This window comes from Mesorhizobium sp. ORM8.1 (assembly GCF_053005525.2).
The window spans coordinates 1,570,124-1,589,047 of the sequence record NZ_CM132600.1; the positions used below are offsets into that span (position 1 = coordinate 1,570,124).

The following is an 18,924-nucleotide window of genomic DNA, read 5'->3' on the forward strand; positions in this document are numbered from 1 at the left end:
CAACGGATTTGCCACCGCCAAGCATCTTGAGACGCTCGAAGCTCTGAACGCGGACGGCAACCCGGAAAGTTTTCTATCCATCGGGCTGCCATCGTAGGGCTTTGATCCCATGTCGCAGTCGCCTGAGCATCGAACGTCAGGCAGCGCTGCTGCCTTCCATTTTCCAATCGACCTGCCAACGCGTGCGCATGGCAATCATCAGCATGGCCGCTTCCGTCACCCCGGTCTGGAAAAGCCTGACCAGCTCTCTCGCGATAGAATCGGCCGTCTCGGTGTCTGGCAGAACAGCAAATTCCTGGCACAGCGCGTCGAAAACGCCGCTAAGCGTATTCAGATCATCTGGATAGAGAGCTTGCGTGTGTGAGGTCTGGCCGGTCAAGCATCAAACGTCTCCGAACGAGTGAGAGTGCGGTTGACGACGCACCCAGCCAGCAAAGCGCGACAAATGCCCTGCGGATTTCGCTTTTATGCGGCACCGCGGACCACCTGTCATTAACCTATGAGGAGTGCGGCGTGTTCGGACTGGCCCGCCAAAGAGAACCTGCCGTCCTGCGGGGAACTCTTGGCCGCATATTGCATTGTTACGTCCGGGCAAAACGGGGGCGATATGGGGGCCAATTCAAGCGATCGGCAATCGGAACTTCAGCGCTTCGAGCTTTTGGCAGCGCTGGGCGACCGGATTCGCGAGATCGCTGATCCCGCCGAACTGGCCTACGCAGCCGCGGAACTGCTGGGAATTCATTTTGGCGTCAGCCGGGCCGGATACGGCACGATTGATCTTGAGAACGAAACGATCACCATCGAAAGGGATTGGAACGCGCCGGGGATCAAAAGCCTGGCTGGGACGCTGAACTTCAGGAACTACGGCTCGTATATCGAGGACTTGAAGCGAGGTGACACCGTTGTTTTTGAAAATGCCGAGACAGATCCGCGAACCAGCGACCATGCAGAGGCTCTCAAAGCCATCAGCGCCCAATCTGTCATCAACATGCCGGTTACCGAGCATGGCGGTCTGGTGGCGCTGCTATATCTTAACCACTCCGCGCCCAGACGCTGGGCGAAGGAGGAGGTAGTCCTCATTTCGGAAGTGGCGGAGCGGACGCGCACGGCGATGGAGAGGCTTCGCGCCGAACGCGCCCTGCGTGAGAACGCCGAGCGCCTCGCCTTTTTGGACCGCCTCGGCAGAGAGATTGCCGTTGCAGCCGACGCCGACGCTGTGATGAGGATCACCACTCGTCTCCTGGGCGAACATCTGGACGTTTCGATTTGCGCCTACGCCGACATGGAGCAGGACCAGGACCATTTCACCATCCGCGGCGACTGGAGCGCACCCGGCTCGCCCAGCATCACGGGGTATTACAGGCTTGCCGATTTCGGTCGGCTGGCTGTCACCAACCTTAGCGCCAATCGGCCGCTTATCATCAACAACAACCTCGAGGAAATTGCTCCCGAGGAAGCACAGACGTTTCAAGACATCGGCATAACGGCAACCATCTGCATGCCTTTGGTCAAACAGGGGCGTCTGACCGCCCTGATGGCCATCCACGACAAGCAGCGCCGCGTCTGGTCGCAGCGCGAACTGTCACTGCTGAGCGAAGTGACCGAGCGGTCTTGGGCTCACATCGAGCGCGTTCGCTCGGAACAAGCGGCCCGGGCGAGCGAGGAGCGGCTGAGGCTTGCCACCGACGCGGCTGCGATTGGGACCTGGGATTACGACCCCATTACCGGGGTCCTGCGGTGGGACGACCGGTGCAAAGCCCTGTTTGGCCTGCCGCCGGAGGCGGAGGTGACATATGAAAGCGCTTTCTTGGCGGGTCTTCATCCAGAAGATCGGGAGCGGGCCGACGAGGCCGTGCGCCAGGCGCTCGCGCCGGGCACGTCTTCCCGCTACGACATCGATTATCGGACGATCGGGCTGCGGGATGGCAAGGAGCGCTGGCTTGCCGCGACGGGAGAATCGCTTTTTCAGTCCGGCTGCGCGGTTCGCTTCATCGGCACCGTCATGGACATCACCGAGCGAAAGCGGGTGGAGCATCAGCTTCAATTGATGAACGCCACCGCGGCAGCTGTGGCGGCCGAGCTTGACGTGGAGCGGATCGTCCAGACGGTCACCGACGCCGGCGTGACGCTGTCGGGCGCGCAATTCGGCGCTTTCTTCTACAATGTAATCGACGACAAGGGCGACAGCTATATGCTCTACGCCCTGTCGGGGGCACCTCGTTCTGCTTTCGAAAACTTTCCCATGCCGCGCAACACTGCGGTGTTCGAGCCCACTTTCCGCGGAACAAGCGTGGTACGCTCCGACGATATCCTCGCCGATCCGCGTTACGGAAAGAACTTGCCCCGCAAGGGAATGCCGGAAGGCCATCTGCCGGTGCGGTCCTATCTTGCCGTGCCGGTCGTCTCGCGTTCGGGCGAGGTGCTGGGCGGCCTCTTCTTTGGTCACTCAGAGACCGGCATCTTCGCTAAACAGCAAGAGATGGCCTTACTGGGTCTTGCGGGTCATGCCGCGACGGCGATCGACAACTCTCGACTGTTCAAGGCGCTGCAGACACTCAACGGCACGCTCGAACAACGTGTCAAAGATGAAGTTGCCGAACGCACCAGAGCAGAAGAGCACTTGCGCCAGGCCCAGAAGATGGAAGCTGTCGGACAGCTCACCGGTGGCATCGCCCACGACTTCAACAACATGCTGGCCGTCATTATCGGGGGCCTGAACCTCGTGCAGCGCAAGCTCAGGAACGGCGATACCAACGTCCACCAATTCGTCACCGGCGCGATTGATGGCGCACAACGTGCGGCGGAACTTACCAAACGACTGCTTGCCTTTTCTCGCCAACAACCGCTGGCGCCGAAGCGGCTGAACCCAAATCGACTTGTCTCCGGAATGAGCGAATTGCTGAACCGGACGCTTGGCGAGACGATCCAGATCGAAACCGTGCTGGCGGCGGGATTGTGGCATGTGGAGGCCGACGCAGGTCAATTGGAAAGCGCGCTGCTCAATCTTTGCGTCAACGCAAGGGATGCCATGCCTATCGGCGGAAAGCTGACGATCGAGACATCCAACGCCCACATCGACGATCGCTATGCGAGGGAGAATGCGATCCCTTCCGGCCAGTATGTAATGATAGCCATCACGGATACCGGAACCGGCATGACTGCTGATGTGTTGGCCAGAGCCTTCGATCCGTTCTTCACCACCAAAGGGATCGGCAAAGGCACTGGGCTGGGGCTCAGCCAAGTCTACGGATTTGTTCGCCAGTCCGGCGGCAGCGTGAAGATCTATTCCGAGCAGGGCATCGGAACCACTTTGAAGATTTATTTGCCGCGTTCGCATCATGGCGTGCTCGATAGCCAAACCGAGGCCGTAGCGGGCGAGCACCCCGGCCGTGTGGACGAGATCATCATGGTTGTCGAGGATGAAGATCGCGTCCGGCTGATGGCCGCGGAAGCGCTGCGGGAACTGGGCTATTCCGTGTCGGAAATGCAAGGGCCAAGGGAGGCGCTGGCAGCCGTCGAAAGCGGGCAAGTGCCTTCGCTTCTGTTCACTGACGTGGTTATGCCGGAGATGTCGGGCCGGGAGCTGGCGGACCGGGTCAAGACAATGCACCCGTCGCTAAAAGTACTCTACACCACCGGCTATACGCGAAACGCAATTGTCCACAACGGCACGCTCGATTTCGGAACGGAACTTTTGACCAAACCCTACACGATCGACGAATTGGCGGAGAAGATCCGCAAGGTGCTGGATCGAAAGTGAACGGGCAACGGCCGGCGCTCGCTCGCCGACGCTTTCACCTTCAGCCGCGTGATCGGACCCCGCGCTTGCCGCGCAAGGTGTGCAGCAAAATGGGCCGGAAGTCCCAGCTGTCTACACCGAGATCATATTGGTGCGTCAGCGGCTTCAAATTGCCGTGCGAATGTCGGTGCAGGTTTATCGACTTCTTGCCGATCCGGTTCCACGTGCGGAACGGAGAGTGGCACAACACTCCGGCGTCGCCGCATCACGTCGACTTGCCAGGCGGCGTGCCAAATCCCAGCACGCCAACCGCACAAGGCGGCGGCTGTGCCTCGGCTTGCGCGGAAACGGCCAACAGCTAGCAAAAAAACCGACAAAAGCCGTCCGCCGCGAGATGTGACTGCCGGGTCAGCCATTTGCCTGGGAGGTTCGCAGTCAGCATGAGCGCACCGGGTGTGAAGGAACTATCCTAACTTCGGGCGGCAGGAATGTTCCTCAACTGTGCATGGCACCGAGCTGGCGAATTAAGCACAGATATAACGGGGGGACCTAGGGCGTTCGGGCACTCGCCCTGGCGTGTGCCGACGCGGCCGCAACTTGCCGCCAATAGCTCGGCGGCTGCCTATGGACCGCTTTTTGCATCATCGACCTCGAGCTCGTCCATGACCGGTGTCAGATCGCTGTCCTTTGAGCTCAGGCTTCCCACCCCGGACCCTGCGTTCCTTATCGCTTGCTCGATGGCATCTTCGACGTTTCCGAGTTCGTCTTCCCTTACGTCTCGCCCGTAACCGGCCAGCTCTGCATCTTGTTCGAATTGCTGAGCGAGCACGGCGACGCTGACTTCCTCCCGGCCAGGAAGTGTGCCGACATTCTCCTGCAGCCAATTTTCAAAAAACGCTCTGGTCGCGCTCATCTCAGACCTCTTCGAAAATTAAGTGCGGCGGTGGTCCGAGGTTCCATCTTTACCTTCACGTCATGTCGCGCTGTGATTGCAGGCCACCACCAGGTTTTCGCAGGCTGACGGTTACAGTGGCCTGCCGCTCACGCTGCGGTCGGAGCCTCTCGCTTCTTGCGCGTGCAGACCTGTCCAGGTGATGCGCATCCGTTTCGACACGAGGAGGAACAAAGCTTGGTATGTTCCGGTTTAGGCGCCATGCCAAGTTCTTCAAGCAAACAGGTTTTTGATGTCGCCATCGTCGGCGGCGGCCCCGCGGGGCTCGCGGCAGCCACGTATTTGGCCAGGTTCCTGCGTTCGGTGATCTCATTGGACGCAGGCGATGCCCGTGCCAAGCTCATCCCAAAATCCCACAATTGTCCGGGCTTTCCCGATGGCATCAACGGGGAGGAGTTGCTCGGGCGCCTTAGAGCCCAGGCACGGATGCACGGCGCGAGGGTTGTCGACGGTTGCGTAGGCTACGCCGAACAGCGCGATGGATGCTTTTTCTAACCACTACCTTCGGGATGGTAAAAGCAAGGCGCGCAGTTCTAGCAACCGGCATCGTGGACAAGGCGCCTGCAATCGCAGGACTGGAGCAGGCGATCGCAGCTGGCATTGTCAGACTGTGTCCGATCTGCGATGCGTATGAGGCAAGGGGTAGCCGCATCGGTGTCGTTGGCCCGGAACATCTCGCGTCAAGGAGGCTCTGTTCCTGAAGCAATATGGCGGCTAGGTTGCCTTGCTCGCCAACTGCCCGGACGATGTTTCCGAAGCCGCCCGCGGCGTTGCGATGGCAGGCGGAGTTGAAATCTGGGACGCCGTCGATGATCTGGTCCCTAGGTGTGGGCTTTCAGAGGGTTGTCCATTCGGACCGAACCGAGGAGACTGGAGTTACCAAGCCTCAGCACTCACCGGAGGGTCCGAATGAACATCCACAAGAATGCCCGTTTGACACCGTTGCGTCGAGAGGAGATGGCGCTGTCGGTCATTGAGGGGCGTCTTTCCCAGGCCCATGCGGCGCGCGTCTATGGCGTGTCGGCCAAGATCGTGGCGCGTTGGGTCGAGCGCTATAAGGCCGAAGGGCGGGCCGGCATGGCCGACCGCTCGTCGCGGCCCACGCACAGCCCCAGCGCCACCGAGCAGCCGATCGCCGAGCGGATCGTGGCGCTGCGGCGGCAGCGTTGGACCGGCAAGCACATCGCCCATGAGGTCGGCGTCTCGCCCGCCACCGTCAGCCGGGTTCTCAAGCGTGCCGGGCTGTCGCGGCTAAGCGATATCGAGCCGGCCGAACCGGTCCGGCGCTACGAGCGCGAGCATCCCGGCGAGATGATCCATATCGACATCAAGAAGCTCGGACGCTTCAGCCAAGTCGGCCATCGCATCACCGGTGATCCGCAAAAGGGCAAGTCGCGCGGCGCCGGCTGGGAATTCGTCCATGTCTGCATCGACGATGCTTCCCGCATCGCCTTCTCGCAAATCCTGCCCGACGAGAAAAAGGAGAGCGCCATCGCCTTCCTCAAGGCGGCGGTAGCCTACTATGCCAGCCTCGGCGTCACCATAGCGCGCGTCATGAGCGACAACGGCTCCTGCTACAGATCGAAGGCTTTCGCCAAGGCCTGCCGTGATCTCGGCCTCAAGCATGTCAGGACAAGGCCCTATACGCCCAAGACCAATGGCAAGGCCGAGCGCTTCATCCAGACGGCGCTGCGCGAATGGGCCTACGCCATCGCCTATCCGACATCAAATCACCGCGCCGCCGAACTGCCTGTCTGGCTGCACAGATACAATTGGCATCGTCCACACGGCAGCCTAAAGTCAAAACCACCTATCAGCCGCCTCGCTCTAACCGAGGACAACCTGTTGAGGCTCCACACCTAGGGCAACCGGCTTCGATGTCCGCATGGCCGAGGGCGCCTCGGTCCGCAACATCGATGTGGTGTACCCCTCGATGGGCTGTGACGTACGCTCCGAACTCGCGGTTGCGCTCGGGGCCACCTGTGACGCAGAAGGCTATGTCCTGGTCAATGGACATCTGGAGACATCGACGCCCGGCCTCTATGCCATCGGTGATGTGGCCGAGGGGCTCAATCAAATTGCTGTCGCGTTCGGACACGCCGCCACGGCAGCAACGCACATTCACCACGACCTCCGCCATTGCGGCGAGCCGTCGACGAAATTTCGAGGACGTTGACCTGCAGGCGCGATCGGACTCTCCCAGCGCACTCCTGGCTGCGTTAGGGGCCTGAAACTTGTTCCACCTGGCGTGAGGCTGCCGGCTTCGGCTTGGATTAAGGTCTCGCCAGCGCAGCGACACGCCGGCGAAGGAGGGAGGAAAGAATGAAAGTTCTGGTCACCGGCGCATCGGGCCTGATTGGGAGCGCGCTTTGTGCGCGCCTGTCAGCTGAGAGGCACGACGTGGTTCGTGTGCTTCACCGCGCAGGCGCCGGCTTTCACCTGGAGATCCCGTCGATTTTGCTGGACATGACGCGGGCCTTGCGACTTCAGGGCTGGATCCCTCACTTCGCCGGCGTGGACGCCGTCGTGAACTGTGCCGGCGTCCTACAGGTTAGTGCCCGGGAAAACACCCGGGATGTCCATTCGACCGGCGCCGCGGCCCTCTTTGGCGCGTGTGAGCAGGCAAGCGTGAACAAGGTAATCCACTTTTCCGCCCTCGCGTCGATCGCCAGCACCATCCGCCTTTTCCGCCAGTAAGCTCGATGGCGATGAAGCATTGATGACGCATAGACTTGACTGGGTCAACGCCGCCCCCTCGCCGCACTGTCCAACCAACCCCCGCCAGAGCGCTACAATCAGCTGTTCAGGCGTTGGTTTGCCTTCGGCTTCCCCGCTTTCGCCGCCGTGCTCGCCATTTTCTGGCTGATGATTGCGCGCCCGGCAATCGGGTGGCCGGCGTTGTAGCTGCGCAGGATCGGCAACCAACTTGATCGAAGGAGTTTTGCAACTGAGAAACTCACGTGCGCTTTCTCGCGGGCAACGGCGAAACCAACGCTCTGCTGCCACCATCGCGCTGACCGAAGCACCGGCCGTCGCTGTCCGGAGATGGATCACCATCTCGACCACCAAATGGACGCGGAAACACCCCACCCGCCGTGAGTTCATCCCTCGCCCGGCCGGCTCACGGAGGCGCAGCATGCAGAGGTCGGGAACCAGGCTAACCGCCGTGAGTTCTTTGGGATGGGCAAACATCCCGTCACCGGCGTGCTTACCTACATCGGCACACTGACCTCACGTCCCGCCGCATTCCTGGTCCTGTTGGCCTACGCGCTCCTTTGGATGATCTTCGAGCGACAGAGCTTGGACTGGCATGGAGCGGCTACCCTTTTCACCTGGGCTATGACGCTGTTCATCCAGCGAGCGGAGCACCGCGACACGCAAGCCATCCACGCCAAACTGGATGAGATCCTGCGATCAGATCACAATGCCTCGAACATCACGCGCATCGACGATGAAGAGCCCGAGGAAATCGAAAAGCACCGCCATCGCAAGCAGCAGAGCGATTGATGCGCGGCGTTTCGAAGGGCGACGCTCCGCCTCATAGGCCGTGAAACCCTTGTCGACGGCCCCGCATATGGCACGCCGCGGCAACGTGCGAGACAGACAAAGTTCTTTCGTGGAGCCACAAGGCCGTCATAGTCTCAGTCAGCCACCAAAACAGACAGCGGTCGATCTCTGTTGCTCAAAGCCACCCAGTTTGTGCCAGTCGAAGGTGACACCCACGCCCGGCTCGTCGGGGGCGATCGCCAGCCCCGTCCTGAAGCTTGAGCGGTCGGGTGGTGTAGAGGTCGATATCGAAACCATGCGCCTCGACCCAACCGGCCGTGGATTGGCCGCGACCAAGCTGACATGGAGTTCCTGCATGCCGTGACTGCACACGCGAATGCCGGCCGTGCGTGCAGGATCGGCCACCCCGCAGCCAGCCCGTGATGCCGCCACAATTTGAAGCGTCGGGTTGAACATAGGAAAGCTTGGACCAGGCGGAGGCCTGCTCGAACTCTTCGTTCAGATGCAAATTCTCTCCCATGGCGAGCGGCATGCCGGTCGCCTCGGCGATTTTAGCATAGCCCTGATAGTCGTCCGGTATGATCGGCTCCTCGAACCACAACAGATCGTAGGTGCGAATGCTTTCGCCGCCTCGATCGCCCGAGGAACGTCGCACGCGTAATTGGCGTCAACCATGAAGGGGATGTGCGGGCCGATGCGGTCCCGAATGGCTTTACCCGGGCTACATCCTCTGACAGGTCATCCTTGCCTACTTTGATTTTTACCGCGGTGAACCCGGCCGCGAGATAGAACCTATGCTGGTCAACAGCTGGCTGCTGTCCTCTTTCCACACCGGCACGGTTTTATTTTGATCACTTCAGGCAGCGGATGCGCAGGCCGGTGGCTTCTCGGCCGGTCGGCACGAAGGCTTCTACGTCCACAAACCCGTAATCCCGCCCGCCTTTCTCGCAGGTCATGGTTCAGCGAGGGAATCGACGTCGGCATCGCCGAAGATCTGGATCGGGTCGCAAGGCTGCTAATTACGCCGGCACTTGCAATAGCGGCAGGCCACCCGGCGTGGCGACTAGATCAGCGTCGACAAGTAGCTGGGCGCGTTTGTTTCGGGCTGTAGATATCAAGCATACTGTAAAATGAGGAACATACTCTCCCCGGTCAAGCGGTCTCTTGACTCTCTGTTCCCTTTTCGTTCACTCTTGGACAGACGTCACAGAGACACTGGCCATGGACATAGTGATGAATGCCAGGGGCGCCACCCCTGAGGAAAAGCGACGCGGCATCGCAGCGGCAAAGGAAGTGCTGAAGCGCGCCGGTATGGCGGGTGAGAAGGCAGCCGAAGGCTCGTTCGCGGTCGAAGGCTGGGACGACAAGGGTTTCCCGCCCGACCAGGAGCCGTTGGAAGACGAGTATGCCGCCGCCGAGGTTTGGTGGGCGGCCTGCAATGCAGCAATCAAGGCGTGCTGTGAGGGCTGGTCGGACGAGAGCCGGCGACAGGTTCATGGCCTACAGTTGCTTACTGACCCGGAGACGCAGCTTGTCGACCGCGTCACGGCGTTGGCGCAACTGCGCGCCATCATAAAAGCTGAGGACGGTAAGAACGAGTTCCATGACATGAGGATTGGAGAACTGGCCTGCACGGCGACCAACGACATGGCCGATGGATCCTTAGCGAGAGAACTCGTCATGGCGGTGACAGTTGCATACACGCCGTTGGCATGTGCCCAATTCACTCCCGATGAGCCTGTCGAGCCGAAGCGCCAAGCTGTGCTCGACGCTATCGACGCGCTCGAGGCGGGATCCGCGCCCCTCAATTGAGAAAGGTGTCGAAAATGTCGTCCCACGTCCCTCCGGAGCAGAAAAAGCCCAAGCTCATCGTCGTCGTCGCGTTTGACCGCAGTGACGACGGTGATCTATTTCCGATGTACGGCCCAACTGATCAGCAAAGCGAAGAGCGGGCGATCCGGACCGCAAGAGCCCTGGCTGGCAAGCATGTTGGCGTCATCGCGTGGAGCCGGGACGCCGATCCGGCGCTTGGAGACTATGGCCCGCCGAAGACCCTGTTTGTGAGCGGCGACGTGCCCGACATGGAGTGAACAAGCAGCAATGTGCGGACGATATCCCAGGCACCTTCCGTGGTCTAAATCCACTGCCTCTACCGCAAAAGGTCGGTCTTACGCCTCTACAACATAGAACCTTGGGATCATTCCTTAGCCAGTCTGCCTTCTAGCTCTTTCAGGAAATGAGCTTCGTTGAGGAGCGCATCCCAATCTGTGCCGATGCGCTTGATCAACTCCCCGGCTTGAACCACCGAGATGCCGGCCTCCTTGCCAGCCGCTCGGCCAACAAATTCAAGGGGGCTTGGTAACCCTCGGGCAGGTTACTTTCCCGAGGGCGCATCGCCTCGAAGATCACCTCGAAAATGCTGTCCACTTCCTCGTCGATCTCGCCGGCCGGAATACCTACGCGGGCGGCCGCTTTCATCATCTCGTCGGCGAGGTCACTCACAGCAACGGGATCATTGGTCGCGGCATTCGGCAGGTGCTCTGCCATCCATTGGTGAAAGAAGTTTATGCCGCGAGCGCTCATCAAAACCATTAAGAACGCGCGCTACATTAGGTTCCCCTTAGGGGCGGGCGAAATGCGCAGAATCCTCCGGTGCGGTTCAATTGCAAAGTCTCGCCGCGATAATTTTGGCGACCAGACCCTTAGGGACTGTGGGCTTACCTCGTGCGTCTTTAGTCCCTTGCACCGACGGCAGGCGACGGCAGTGCCGACGACGGGGTCGAGCTGCCCAGTCGCGACGCCGGCAAGCGGGAGGCTTCGTTGCTTTGGCCGAGCGCGTCCGACATTCTTCTCAGCAGCAGCCATCATGACATCGGGATCAAAGTTCGATTTGGCGCCGAGGAGCCCTCTTGGACGGCTCTCATCAGGTCCGAAGGGGCCACGGGATCTAGGCTCGCGCCCTGATCTTCTGCCGCGTCAATACGCGCCGACCACGTGCTCCGTCGGACCGCGCACGAGCCGCTTATACGTCGGCACCAAGTGAGACTGTGATTTTTCATGGAATGAGGACCCTGTTTGAGGGGTGATTTTCGTCCAAACGCGACCCCTTAACGATGGGGTCATCAAGATGCCTCCGGTTTGATCGGAGGCATTTGTGTTTTGGATGTTGGTTGTGGAGAGGATTGCAAAGATACGCCGGCTGTCGCTGGTGCAGGGAAAGTCGATCAAGGCGATCTGCCGGGAGCTGAAGATCTCCCGGAAGGTGGTGCGCAAGGTTTTGCGTTCCGAGGAGACAGAGTTCCGCTACGAGCGCAAGCATCAGCCTTATCCCCGGATGGGCGCCTGGCGTGACGAGTTGGATCGGCTGCTGTCGGCGAATGCGGCCAAGTCTCAGCGGGAGCGGCTGACACTGATCCGGGTCTTCGAGGAGCTTCGCGGCCTCGGCTATGACGGCAGCTAAAGTTCGGTGTGGCGGCATGCTCAGAGTTGGGAGGCGGATCGCGGCAGCGCCGCGGCCGAAGCCTACATTCCGTTGAGCTTTGCGCCGGGCGGGGCCTATCAGTTCGACTGGAGCCACGAGATCGTTCTGCTCGACGGCGTGACGGTAACGGTGAAGGTGGCGCACATGCGGCTTTGCCACAGCCGTATGTTCTTCGTGCGGGCCTATCCGCGCGAAACGCAGGAGATGGTGTTCGACGCCCATGACCGGGCGTTCAGCTTCTTCCGCGGCGCCTGCACGCGTGGCATCTACGACAACATGAAGACGGCAGTGGACGCGATCTTCATCGGCAGGGATCGCCGCTACAACCGCCGCTTTGCGCAGATGTGCGGGCATTATCTTGTCGAGCCGGAGGCCTGCACGCCGGCGGCGGGCTGGGAGAAGGGTCAGGTCGAGAACCAGGTCGGTCTGGTGCGTGAGCGCTTCTTCACGCCGAGGCTGCGCTTCAAGACGCTGGAGGATCTCAACGGCTGGCTGGCCGACAAATGCGTCGCCTATGCCAAGGCGCATCGCCATCCCGAGCAGGGGGATCGGACTATCTGGGAGGTGTTCGAGGAAGAGCGCGCCAGCTTCATTCCCTATGCCGGGCGCTTTGACGGCTTCCACTGCATTCCCGCATCGGTGTCGAAGACCTGCACGGTGCGCTTCGACAACAACAAATACTCGGTGCTGTCGAGCGCCGTCGGCCGGCCCGTCGAGATCCATGCCTATGCCGACCGCATCGTCATCCGCCAGGATGGCGCGGTCGTCGGCGAGCACGCACGCTCTTTCGGCCGCAACGAGGTCGTCTACAATCCCTGGCACTACGTGCCGGTGCTGGCCCGCAAGCCGGGCGGCCTGCGCAATGGCGCGCCTTTCCGGGAATGGGTTCTGCCATCAGCCATGGAGAAGGTGCGCCGCAAGCTAAGGGCGGCCGATGACGGCGACCGGCAGATGGTGTCGATCCTCACCTGCGTGCTGACCGACGGATTGAGCGCGGTCGAGGCCGCCTGCCAGGAAGCGCTCGAGCATGGCGTCTCTTCGGCGGCGGTAATCCTCAACATCCTGGCCCGCAGCCGCGATCCGGCGCCCGGCACGATCCTTTCCATTCCCCAGGCGCTGAAGCTGGCTCACGAGCCGGTCGCCGACTGCGCCCGCTATGACAGTCTCAGGAGGACAAACGGCCATGGAACGCACCGAGGTTCTGGAACTGATGGGGGCGCTGAAGCTCTACGGGATGCGCAGCGCCTATGACGAGATCATGGGCGTCGCCATCAAGCGACAGCACGAGCCGCCCAGGATCGTCGGTGACCTCTTGCGGGCCGAGATATCGGAGAAGCAGGCCCGCTCCATCAAATACCAGCTCGCCGTCGCCAAGTTGCCGCTGGCCAAGGACATCGAGGACTTCGACTTCGCCGACACGCCGGTCAACGAACCCCTGATCCGCGATCTCGCCGGCGGCGCCTTCGTCGCCGATCAGCGCAATGTCGTCCTGGTCGGCGGGACAGGCACCGGCAAGTCGCATCTGGCGATCGCCATTGCCCGTTCTCTCATCCGCAACGGCGCACGCGGGCGCTTCTTCAACGTTGTCGACCTCGTCAACAGGCTCGAGACCGAGACCCGTGCCGGCCGGCAGGGCCGCATTGCCGATCACCTTACCCGGCTTGACTTTGTCGTCTTCGATGAACTCGGCTATCGCCCAGGCCGGCGGGCAGTTGCTCTTCCATCTGGTCTCAAAGCTTTACGAACGCACCAGTGTCATCATCACCACCAATCTCGCCTTCGGGGAATGGCCGAGCGTCTTCGGCGACGCCAAGATGACAACCGCGCTGCTCGACCGCCTCACCCATCACTGCGAGATCGCCGAGACTGGCAACGAATCCTGGCGCTTCAAGAGCCGCTCTCAAAGCTGAAGTCCGAAAGCCAATCAGTCGCGCCCGATCAGGCTGTGCAACCCCGACCAGCTTCGCCTGATCGGGCGCTTACCGGCGTGCCTCTCAACACCGAAAGCCGGGGTCCCTTTTGCGCGAAAAAACAGGGCCCCGATTCCGTGGTCATTGACAGTTACGCGTTCGTGGCCTTCGAACTCTCGCGACGTGATGACCTGGTCGGTACCCTGGATGAGGCGCCGCGCTTCGATGCCGAAGGCCTGCGGGTCTCCAACAGCGCGTGCCGGCGGTTCGGACAGGCCGTCAAGGTCTTCAGATTTGCCAGCTCGCCTCAACGACGAGCGACATCTGTCGCGCCGTCCAGCGTGCTTCCTGCTCTATCCGCAATTACGCGGAACGTCGGCGCCGCAGTAGGCTTGCCAGCAGTTTTCGGCCGCTCTTGCGCGGGACAAGATCGATATCGCTGACCAGCTTTGCGCCACCCTTGCGCCGCTCCAGGGTGATCTTGCGGCTGTGGTAAGCTTCCAGTTCGACCCGATGTGCAACGCTTATGATGGTCACATCAGGTAACTCGTGGATGATGGTCTCCATCATCTTGTCCTGGCTCTTCTCATCGAGTGCTGCGGTCGCCTCATCCAGCACGACAATGTCGGGCGCGTGCAGCAAGAGGCGCGCAAAAGCGAGCCGCTGCTTTTCGCCACCCGACAGCGTCTGGTCCCAAGGGGCCTCCTCCTCGATCCTGTCACCCAAATGACCGAGGCCTACCTTATCCAGGGCGGCCCGGATTTCTTTTATCGTCCAGTTGTCTGCCGCACCAGGATAGGCTGCCGCTCGGCGCAGCGTACCCGAAGGAATGTAGGGCCGTTGCGGCAACATGAACATCCGCTTGCCGGGACGGAAATTGACGCTGCCTCCACCCCACGGCCACAGCCCCGCGATCGCGCGCACAAGAGTGCTTTTGCCTGATCCGGATCTCGCCGGCGACCAAGACACGCTCGCCAGCTTCGATCGCGACCTCGGTTTCCTTGACCACTGCGGTGCCGTCGTCGAGAGACACTGAGAGGTCCTTCAGGCTAAGCATCGTATCGCCTTGCGTGTCGCCACGACCGATGCGCCCCAAGGCCTCGCTTTGCTCCGCGCGTTCCAACCCGTCGAGCGACATCATCAGCGAGGCGACGCGCCGCGCTGAAGCGTTCCAGTCCGCCAGGCGTGGGTAATTGTCGACCAGCCATCCGAACGCGCCCTGCACGATGGCGAAAGCGGAGGCCGCCTGCATGACCTGTCCAAGGGTCATTGAGCCTTCAAGGAATTTGGGCGCGCAAAGCAGCACCGGCACGACTGGCGCAAACAGGCTCGACCCCTGCGACACCAGAGCCGTGCGCATATGCTGTCCGGTCAGCAACGCCCATTGGCTCAGGACATGAGCGAAGGTTTTGTCGATGCCGCTGCGCTCCTCCTCTTCACCACCGAGCAGTGCGATGCTCTCGCCGTTTTCGCGCACGTGCGTCAGCGTGTAGCGAAACTCAGCCTCTGTCTGATTTTTCCTCTCCGACAGCTCGACAAAATGACGGCCAATGAAGACCATCGAGGTGGAGGTGATGGCGGCATAGATGACCGCTGTTATGACCAGGAAGCCTGGAATTGTGATGCTTGAGCCCGCGAGCGGCAAAGTGAGAGCGCCGCCGATTGTCCAGAGAACCACGATAAAAGTGGCCGCGGCCAGAAACGCTGAAATGACCCCGGCCACGAAATCGACAGGCGACTCCGTGGCAATACGAAGATCTTCAGCAATGCGGGCCTCGGGGTTCTGATGGTCACCGCTGACAAGGTTCAGTTGATAATAGCGGCCATTGGCCAACCATCGTCCGATAATCGACGTGGTCAGCCAGGAGCGCCAGCGGCGCTGAAGCGTCATGCGCAGGAACACCTGCGCCACGACCAGCCCCGCATTGCCGGCCACGAGGGGCAGGAACACGATGCTGAGGAAATAGACGGTATGGGCGTCACGCTTCTCGATGGCATCGAAAATCGATCGGTTCCAGACGTTGATGCCATACTGAACGCCGACATTGATGACGATCAGGGCCAGCAGGCCAATGGTGAACGGCCACGCCAGCCTGTCGCCTTTGCGGCTCCAATATACTCGAGCGCTGATCCAGAAGCGCTTCAGCAGGTGCTTCTTGCGGAGCCCTTCGGCCTGCTCGGGCGTAAGCTTGGCGTCGGGTTCGATGACGTCGGGAGGTGGGATGGCTCCGTCGGGAGATTTGGATACGGCCCCGAGGGTTTGCTTCTCCAGCTGGCGCGATTTCGCGGTGCCGCGACGTTTGACGCTGCTGGCAGCTTGAGGCCGGGATCTGGTTTGGGACATGCGGCCGACAACGGCCTGACGACCAAAAGGTTTCACCACATCGAACTTCGGGAGGCTGGCAGGCTGACTTGCTGCCCAGCCGATGGCGGCCTGATCGGTCCTAGCGTGTTCCACCGGACTGTGAGTGATATCGCCAGCGAGACGCCCGGCCAGATCCTGGACTTAAGCGGCGATGATCTCGATTCCAAGCGGCGAAGCTGCGGCTTGCCACTGGCTGCGCGGACGTGCGGTCGCCATCATTTGCGAATAAGCGGTCTTTTGTAACATCCGTACAAACCGCTCGTAGAAGCAGGCTTTATGTTCAGGAATGGGTCGCTGACCGCCTTGCGCGGAGCGCGCTATCGACGCCACACACATCCTTACCAAACTTATCGCAGCGGGTCTGCGTCTCGCCCGGGATCGTCGCGGCTGCAACGTCTGCTCCAGGAACGCGTGAAACCTTAAAACGCGTGAAACCTTAAATTGCCCGAAGGAAGGAGTGATGGGTGGGCAAAGCGCGGCGATCGTTTTGGCGGCAATCCGGGACCAATTCGCCGCGAGCCGGGGTGGCCGGTTAGGCGCTCGCACTGCGGGAAATGCCGAGCTGTGGTTCGGCTCCTTACATCCGCTGCTGTTCACGAGAACCCTGCTTGTGCATCGCAACATTCTAATGTTGCAGATGCTAAATTAGTGCTGTAGGAATTTATCAAGTATCGCTAGGAACGCATCCCATGGCAGTGCGTGAAGTCTGGTTGGATGCCGCTAAAGGCGCCGGGATTCTGCTCGTCGTCGCAGCGCACATCACGAGCGAAGGATCCAAATCATGGGACTCGGCCCTCACCCAGGCAATTTTCCTTTTCCATATGCCGCTGTTTTTCGTTCTCTCAGGCTACCTGTTTCGACCTGCCGATCGAAACGAACTTTTCTGGAAAAAGATTGGCGGCCTTCTCATACCATATGGGGCGTTTCTGCTTGCCCTGACCCTGGCAGTCCTCCTTCGCAGGCTGGTCCTTCACGACACGCCGGCTGCCTGGGAACTGCGCGAGATGGCTCGCAACGATCTCTTCGGGGGCATGTATCTGGTTAGAGACTTCGGCGTTTTCTGGTTCATTCCCTGTCTCTTCCTCACCCAGTTGCTTTACAACGAAATCATTGCGTGGACGTCACGCCCGGAGGATCCACGCGCCCTTGCGTGCATCTTGTTCAGTACCTTGTTGGCGTACGCCATTTCGACGCTTTGGCCGCAGAACTTTTCGCCTTGGGCCATTGCCGCTGTGCCGCTCGCGTTGCCTTGCTACTGGTTTGGGCATCTCCTGCGCACCAATTGGCCCCGCTTTATCGTGCAACTCGCATTCCTAGCGGGTGTCTGCAGCGCGGCGCTGATTGCAAAAGCGAACGGGTTCAATCTCGAATTCAGCATGAAGTACTCGATCTTTGGCCCGCCGCTCCTAGGCCTCCTGCTGGCGCTTTCTCTATCGTTGGTGTTCCTCTCAGGCATACGGGTGCTTACCGCAAGAACGAAGATCGGCGTGATGCTTGCGCCCCTGGGCGAAGCATCCTTGGCGATCATGTTTGTCCACCAGTTCGTACACTATTCCTTGCGCGATTTGGGGGCGTCCAACGACGTCGTCCTCCTGCTCGTGACGGTCGGCGTGTCGTACGCGGCCTATCTCTCGTTGAAGCGGTCACCAATTCTAGCGCCCTGGTTTCTGGGGACAGGCAGCGGCCTAGCTGGAAAGCTTCTCGGCAGCGTGCGCCATGCACTTTCGTGGCGCTTCGCCGCATATATGTCGCCTATGTTGGATTCTCTTGCAAGGCTACTGGCGACGCTGCTTGTGCACACGCGTTGGCTCTTGCGGCGGGAAGGCCGTCCAAGCGGATTGCCTGGTGAAGTGATCGTGTCCTTGACTTCCTATCCCCCTCGATTCCCAACCCTGGCCCTGACAATCAAGTGCCTTTTGTCGCAGACAGTCAAAGCAGACAGGACGATCCTGTGGGTTGCAGCCAAGGACCTGGCGGTGCTGCCGTCGTCAGTGACCGCTTTAAAGGCAGACGGTCTTGAAATTCGAGTGGCCAAGGACACTCGCTCCTACAAGAAAATCATACCCGCGCTGATCGAATTTCCGCAGGCCTATCTCGTCACCGCGGACGATGACGTCTATTACGCCAGCCGATGGCTATCAGCACTCGCCACGAAAGCCAGAGAATTCGCCGGAGAGCCGACGATTGTGTGTCATCGCGCGCACTCGATCACCTATGACATCGCGGGGCAAATCCAGCCTTATAGCAAATGGGACCAGGCCGTCAGGGACGACACGCAAATGCTCTTTCCCACCGGCGTTGGCGGCGTCCTCTACTCCCCGACTTCACTCGCCCCCGAAGTGATAGAGGAGAGCCAATTCATGAAGCTCTGCCCGAATGCTGATGACGTGTGGCTTTTCTGGATGGGGCTGCGTGCCGGAAGCAGATACGTCAAAGCGAGCTCTAATTGGGCGCCGATCGCATGGACGGGTACACAAGCTACCGCTCTCCATGTCGGCAATGTGACTGGTCACGGCAACGATGCCCAAATCGAAAACATGGTGCGCTTCTACGGCTCGCCTGCACAAATTCCGGCGCGACATCGCCAGTCCGAGCCGAATGGAAGCCAAGGTCGGCCTGGAATTCTGCCCAACGGATTACAGGGGACGTTTTCGGCTGACCAGGTCATCGCCAAAATTCAGGACGGTCTCGCCGATCGGGGGATGTTGACAAGTGACGAATGCCGCAGCCTGCTCGATCCAGTAATAGGTAAGGGCAGGCTTGGATTGGAGGATCCGCCAAACCGGCCTTAGTGGCCACTAAGGGGTCTTCGGGCACGAGCAGTAGGTTAGAGGCGCTACATAACTGGAGCCATCGGGTATGTCGGATCAATGGGGCTGTCCCCTATTTGATGTGGAATGTCAGCTGAAAGGCGCCGCAAAGCCGATCTTCACATGCACCATGAGGCGCGCGACGGCTAGGCCAATCCGG

13 protein-coding genes and 4 pseudogenes are annotated in these 18,924 nt (G+C 60.5%); 12 read left to right on the forward strand and 5 right to left on the reverse strand.

The features are described from left to right. Nucleotides 1–136: 136 nt before the first annotated feature. Nucleotides 137–379, reverse strand: coding sequence for a hypothetical protein (locus ACVDG8_RS08380; RefSeq protein WP_455707632.1), 243 nt, complete (start codon nucleotides 377–379; stop codon nucleotides 137–139). Between the two features lie 228 nt (nucleotides 380–607). On the opposite strand from ACVDG8_RS08380, the gene ACVDG8_RS08385 reads away from it, so the two are divergent. Further along, nucleotides 608–3,760, forward strand: coding sequence for a GAF domain-containing protein (locus ACVDG8_RS08385; RefSeq protein WP_447254290.1), 3,153 nt, complete (start codon nucleotides 608–610; stop codon nucleotides 3,758–3,760). 601 nt (nucleotides 3,761–4,361) lie between these two features. Here the strand turns inward: ACVDG8_RS08385 and ACVDG8_RS08390 are convergent. Next, nucleotides 4,362–4,652, reverse strand: coding sequence for a hypothetical protein (locus ACVDG8_RS08390; RefSeq protein ID WP_447254291.1), 291 nt, complete (start codon nucleotides 4,650–4,652; stop codon nucleotides 4,362–4,364). Between the two features lie 156 nt (nucleotides 4,653–4,808). Between ACVDG8_RS08390 and ACVDG8_RS08395 the strand changes: the two genes are divergently transcribed. From ACVDG8_RS08395 to ACVDG8_RS08420, 6 genes and pseudogenes are all read left to right on the forward strand, one after another. Continuing rightward, nucleotides 4,809–5,186, forward strand: coding sequence for a hypothetical protein (locus ACVDG8_RS08395; protein WP_455707633.1), 378 nt, complete (start codon nucleotides 4,809–4,811; stop codon nucleotides 5,184–5,186). A gap of 414 nt (nucleotides 5,187–5,600) precedes the next feature. Continuing rightward, a complete protein-coding gene (locus ACVDG8_RS08400; protein ID WP_447252244.1) occupies nucleotides 5,601–6,554 on the forward strand; it encodes an IS481 family transposase in 954 nt (317 codons plus the stop codon). Nucleotides 6,555–6,576: 22 nt separating this feature from the next. After that, nucleotides 6,577–6,867 carry an FAD-dependent oxidoreductase gene (locus tag ACVDG8_RS08405; RefSeq protein WP_447254292.1) on the forward strand — a complete coding sequence of 97 codons (291 nt, stop codon included), beginning with the start codon at nucleotides 6,577–6,579 and terminating at the stop codon, nucleotides 6,865–6,867. A 146-nt stretch (nucleotides 6,868–7,013) separates the two neighbouring features. Further along, nucleotides 7,014–7,388, forward strand: coding sequence for an NAD-dependent epimerase/dehydratase family protein (locus ACVDG8_RS08410; protein ID WP_447254293.1), 375 nt, complete (start codon nucleotides 7,014–7,016; stop codon nucleotides 7,386–7,388). Between the two features lie 78 nt (nucleotides 7,389–7,466). After that, nucleotides 7,467–7,595: pseudogene (locus ACVDG8_RS08415) on the forward strand (DUF2269 family protein); the annotation flags it as partial. Nucleotides 7,596–7,871: 276 nt separating this feature from the next. Beyond that, a complete protein-coding gene (locus ACVDG8_RS08420; protein ID WP_447254294.1) occupies nucleotides 7,872–8,198 on the forward strand; it encodes a low affinity iron permease family protein in 327 nt (108 codons plus the stop codon). Between the two features lie 175 nt (nucleotides 8,199–8,373). Here the strand turns inward: ACVDG8_RS08420 and ACVDG8_RS08425 are convergent, their stop codons facing one another. Next, nucleotides 8,374–8,853, reverse strand: coding sequence for an enolase C-terminal domain-like protein (locus ACVDG8_RS08425; RefSeq protein WP_447254295.1), 480 nt, complete (start codon nucleotides 8,851–8,853; stop codon nucleotides 8,374–8,376). A gap of 566 nt (nucleotides 8,854–9,419) precedes the next feature. On the opposite strand from ACVDG8_RS08425, the gene ACVDG8_RS08430 reads away from it, so the two are divergent. Together ACVDG8_RS08430 and ACVDG8_RS08435 are read left to right on the forward strand one after the other, a co-directional pair. Then, entirely contained in the window at nucleotides 9,420–10,010 is a 591-nt protein-coding gene (locus ACVDG8_RS08430) for a hypothetical protein (RefSeq protein WP_447254296.1), read from the forward strand. A 14-nt stretch (nucleotides 10,011–10,024) separates the two neighbouring features. Beyond that, complete coding sequence (locus ACVDG8_RS08435) at nucleotides 10,025–10,288, forward strand: hypothetical protein (protein WP_447254297.1); 264 nt, start codon at nucleotides 10,025–10,027, stop codon at nucleotides 10,286–10,288. A gap of 193 nt (nucleotides 10,289–10,481) precedes the next feature. Here ACVDG8_RS08435 and ACVDG8_RS08440 read toward each other — a convergent pair whose 3' ends face one another. Then, complete coding sequence (locus ACVDG8_RS08440) at nucleotides 10,482–10,790, reverse strand: DUF768 domain-containing protein (RefSeq protein ID WP_455707634.1); 309 nt, start codon at nucleotides 10,788–10,790, stop codon at nucleotides 10,482–10,484. Nucleotides 10,791–11,361: 571 nt separating this feature from the next. Between ACVDG8_RS08440 and istA the strand changes: the two are divergent. Further along, nucleotides 11,362–12,930 (forward strand): annotated as a pseudogene (gene istA / locus ACVDG8_RS08445) (IS21 family transposase). Then, a pseudogene (gene istB / locus ACVDG8_RS08450) lies at nucleotides 12,863–13,589 on the forward strand (IS21-like element helper ATPase IstB). The pseudogenes istA and istB overlap by 68 nt, the downstream one beginning before the upstream one ends. A 363-nt stretch (nucleotides 13,590–13,952) precedes the next feature. Here the strand turns inward: istB and ACVDG8_RS08455 are convergent. Further along, nucleotides 13,953–15,933 (reverse strand): annotated as a pseudogene (locus ACVDG8_RS08455) (ABC transporter ATP-binding protein/permease). 710 nt (nucleotides 15,934–16,643) lie between these two features. Between ACVDG8_RS08455 and ACVDG8_RS08460 the strand changes: the two are divergent. After that, nucleotides 16,644–18,746, forward strand: a complete 2,103-nt coding sequence (locus tag ACVDG8_RS08460; protein WP_447254299.1) for an acyltransferase family protein — start codon at nucleotides 16,644–16,646, stop codon at nucleotides 18,744–18,746. Nucleotides 18,747–18,924 lie beyond the last annotated feature (178 nt).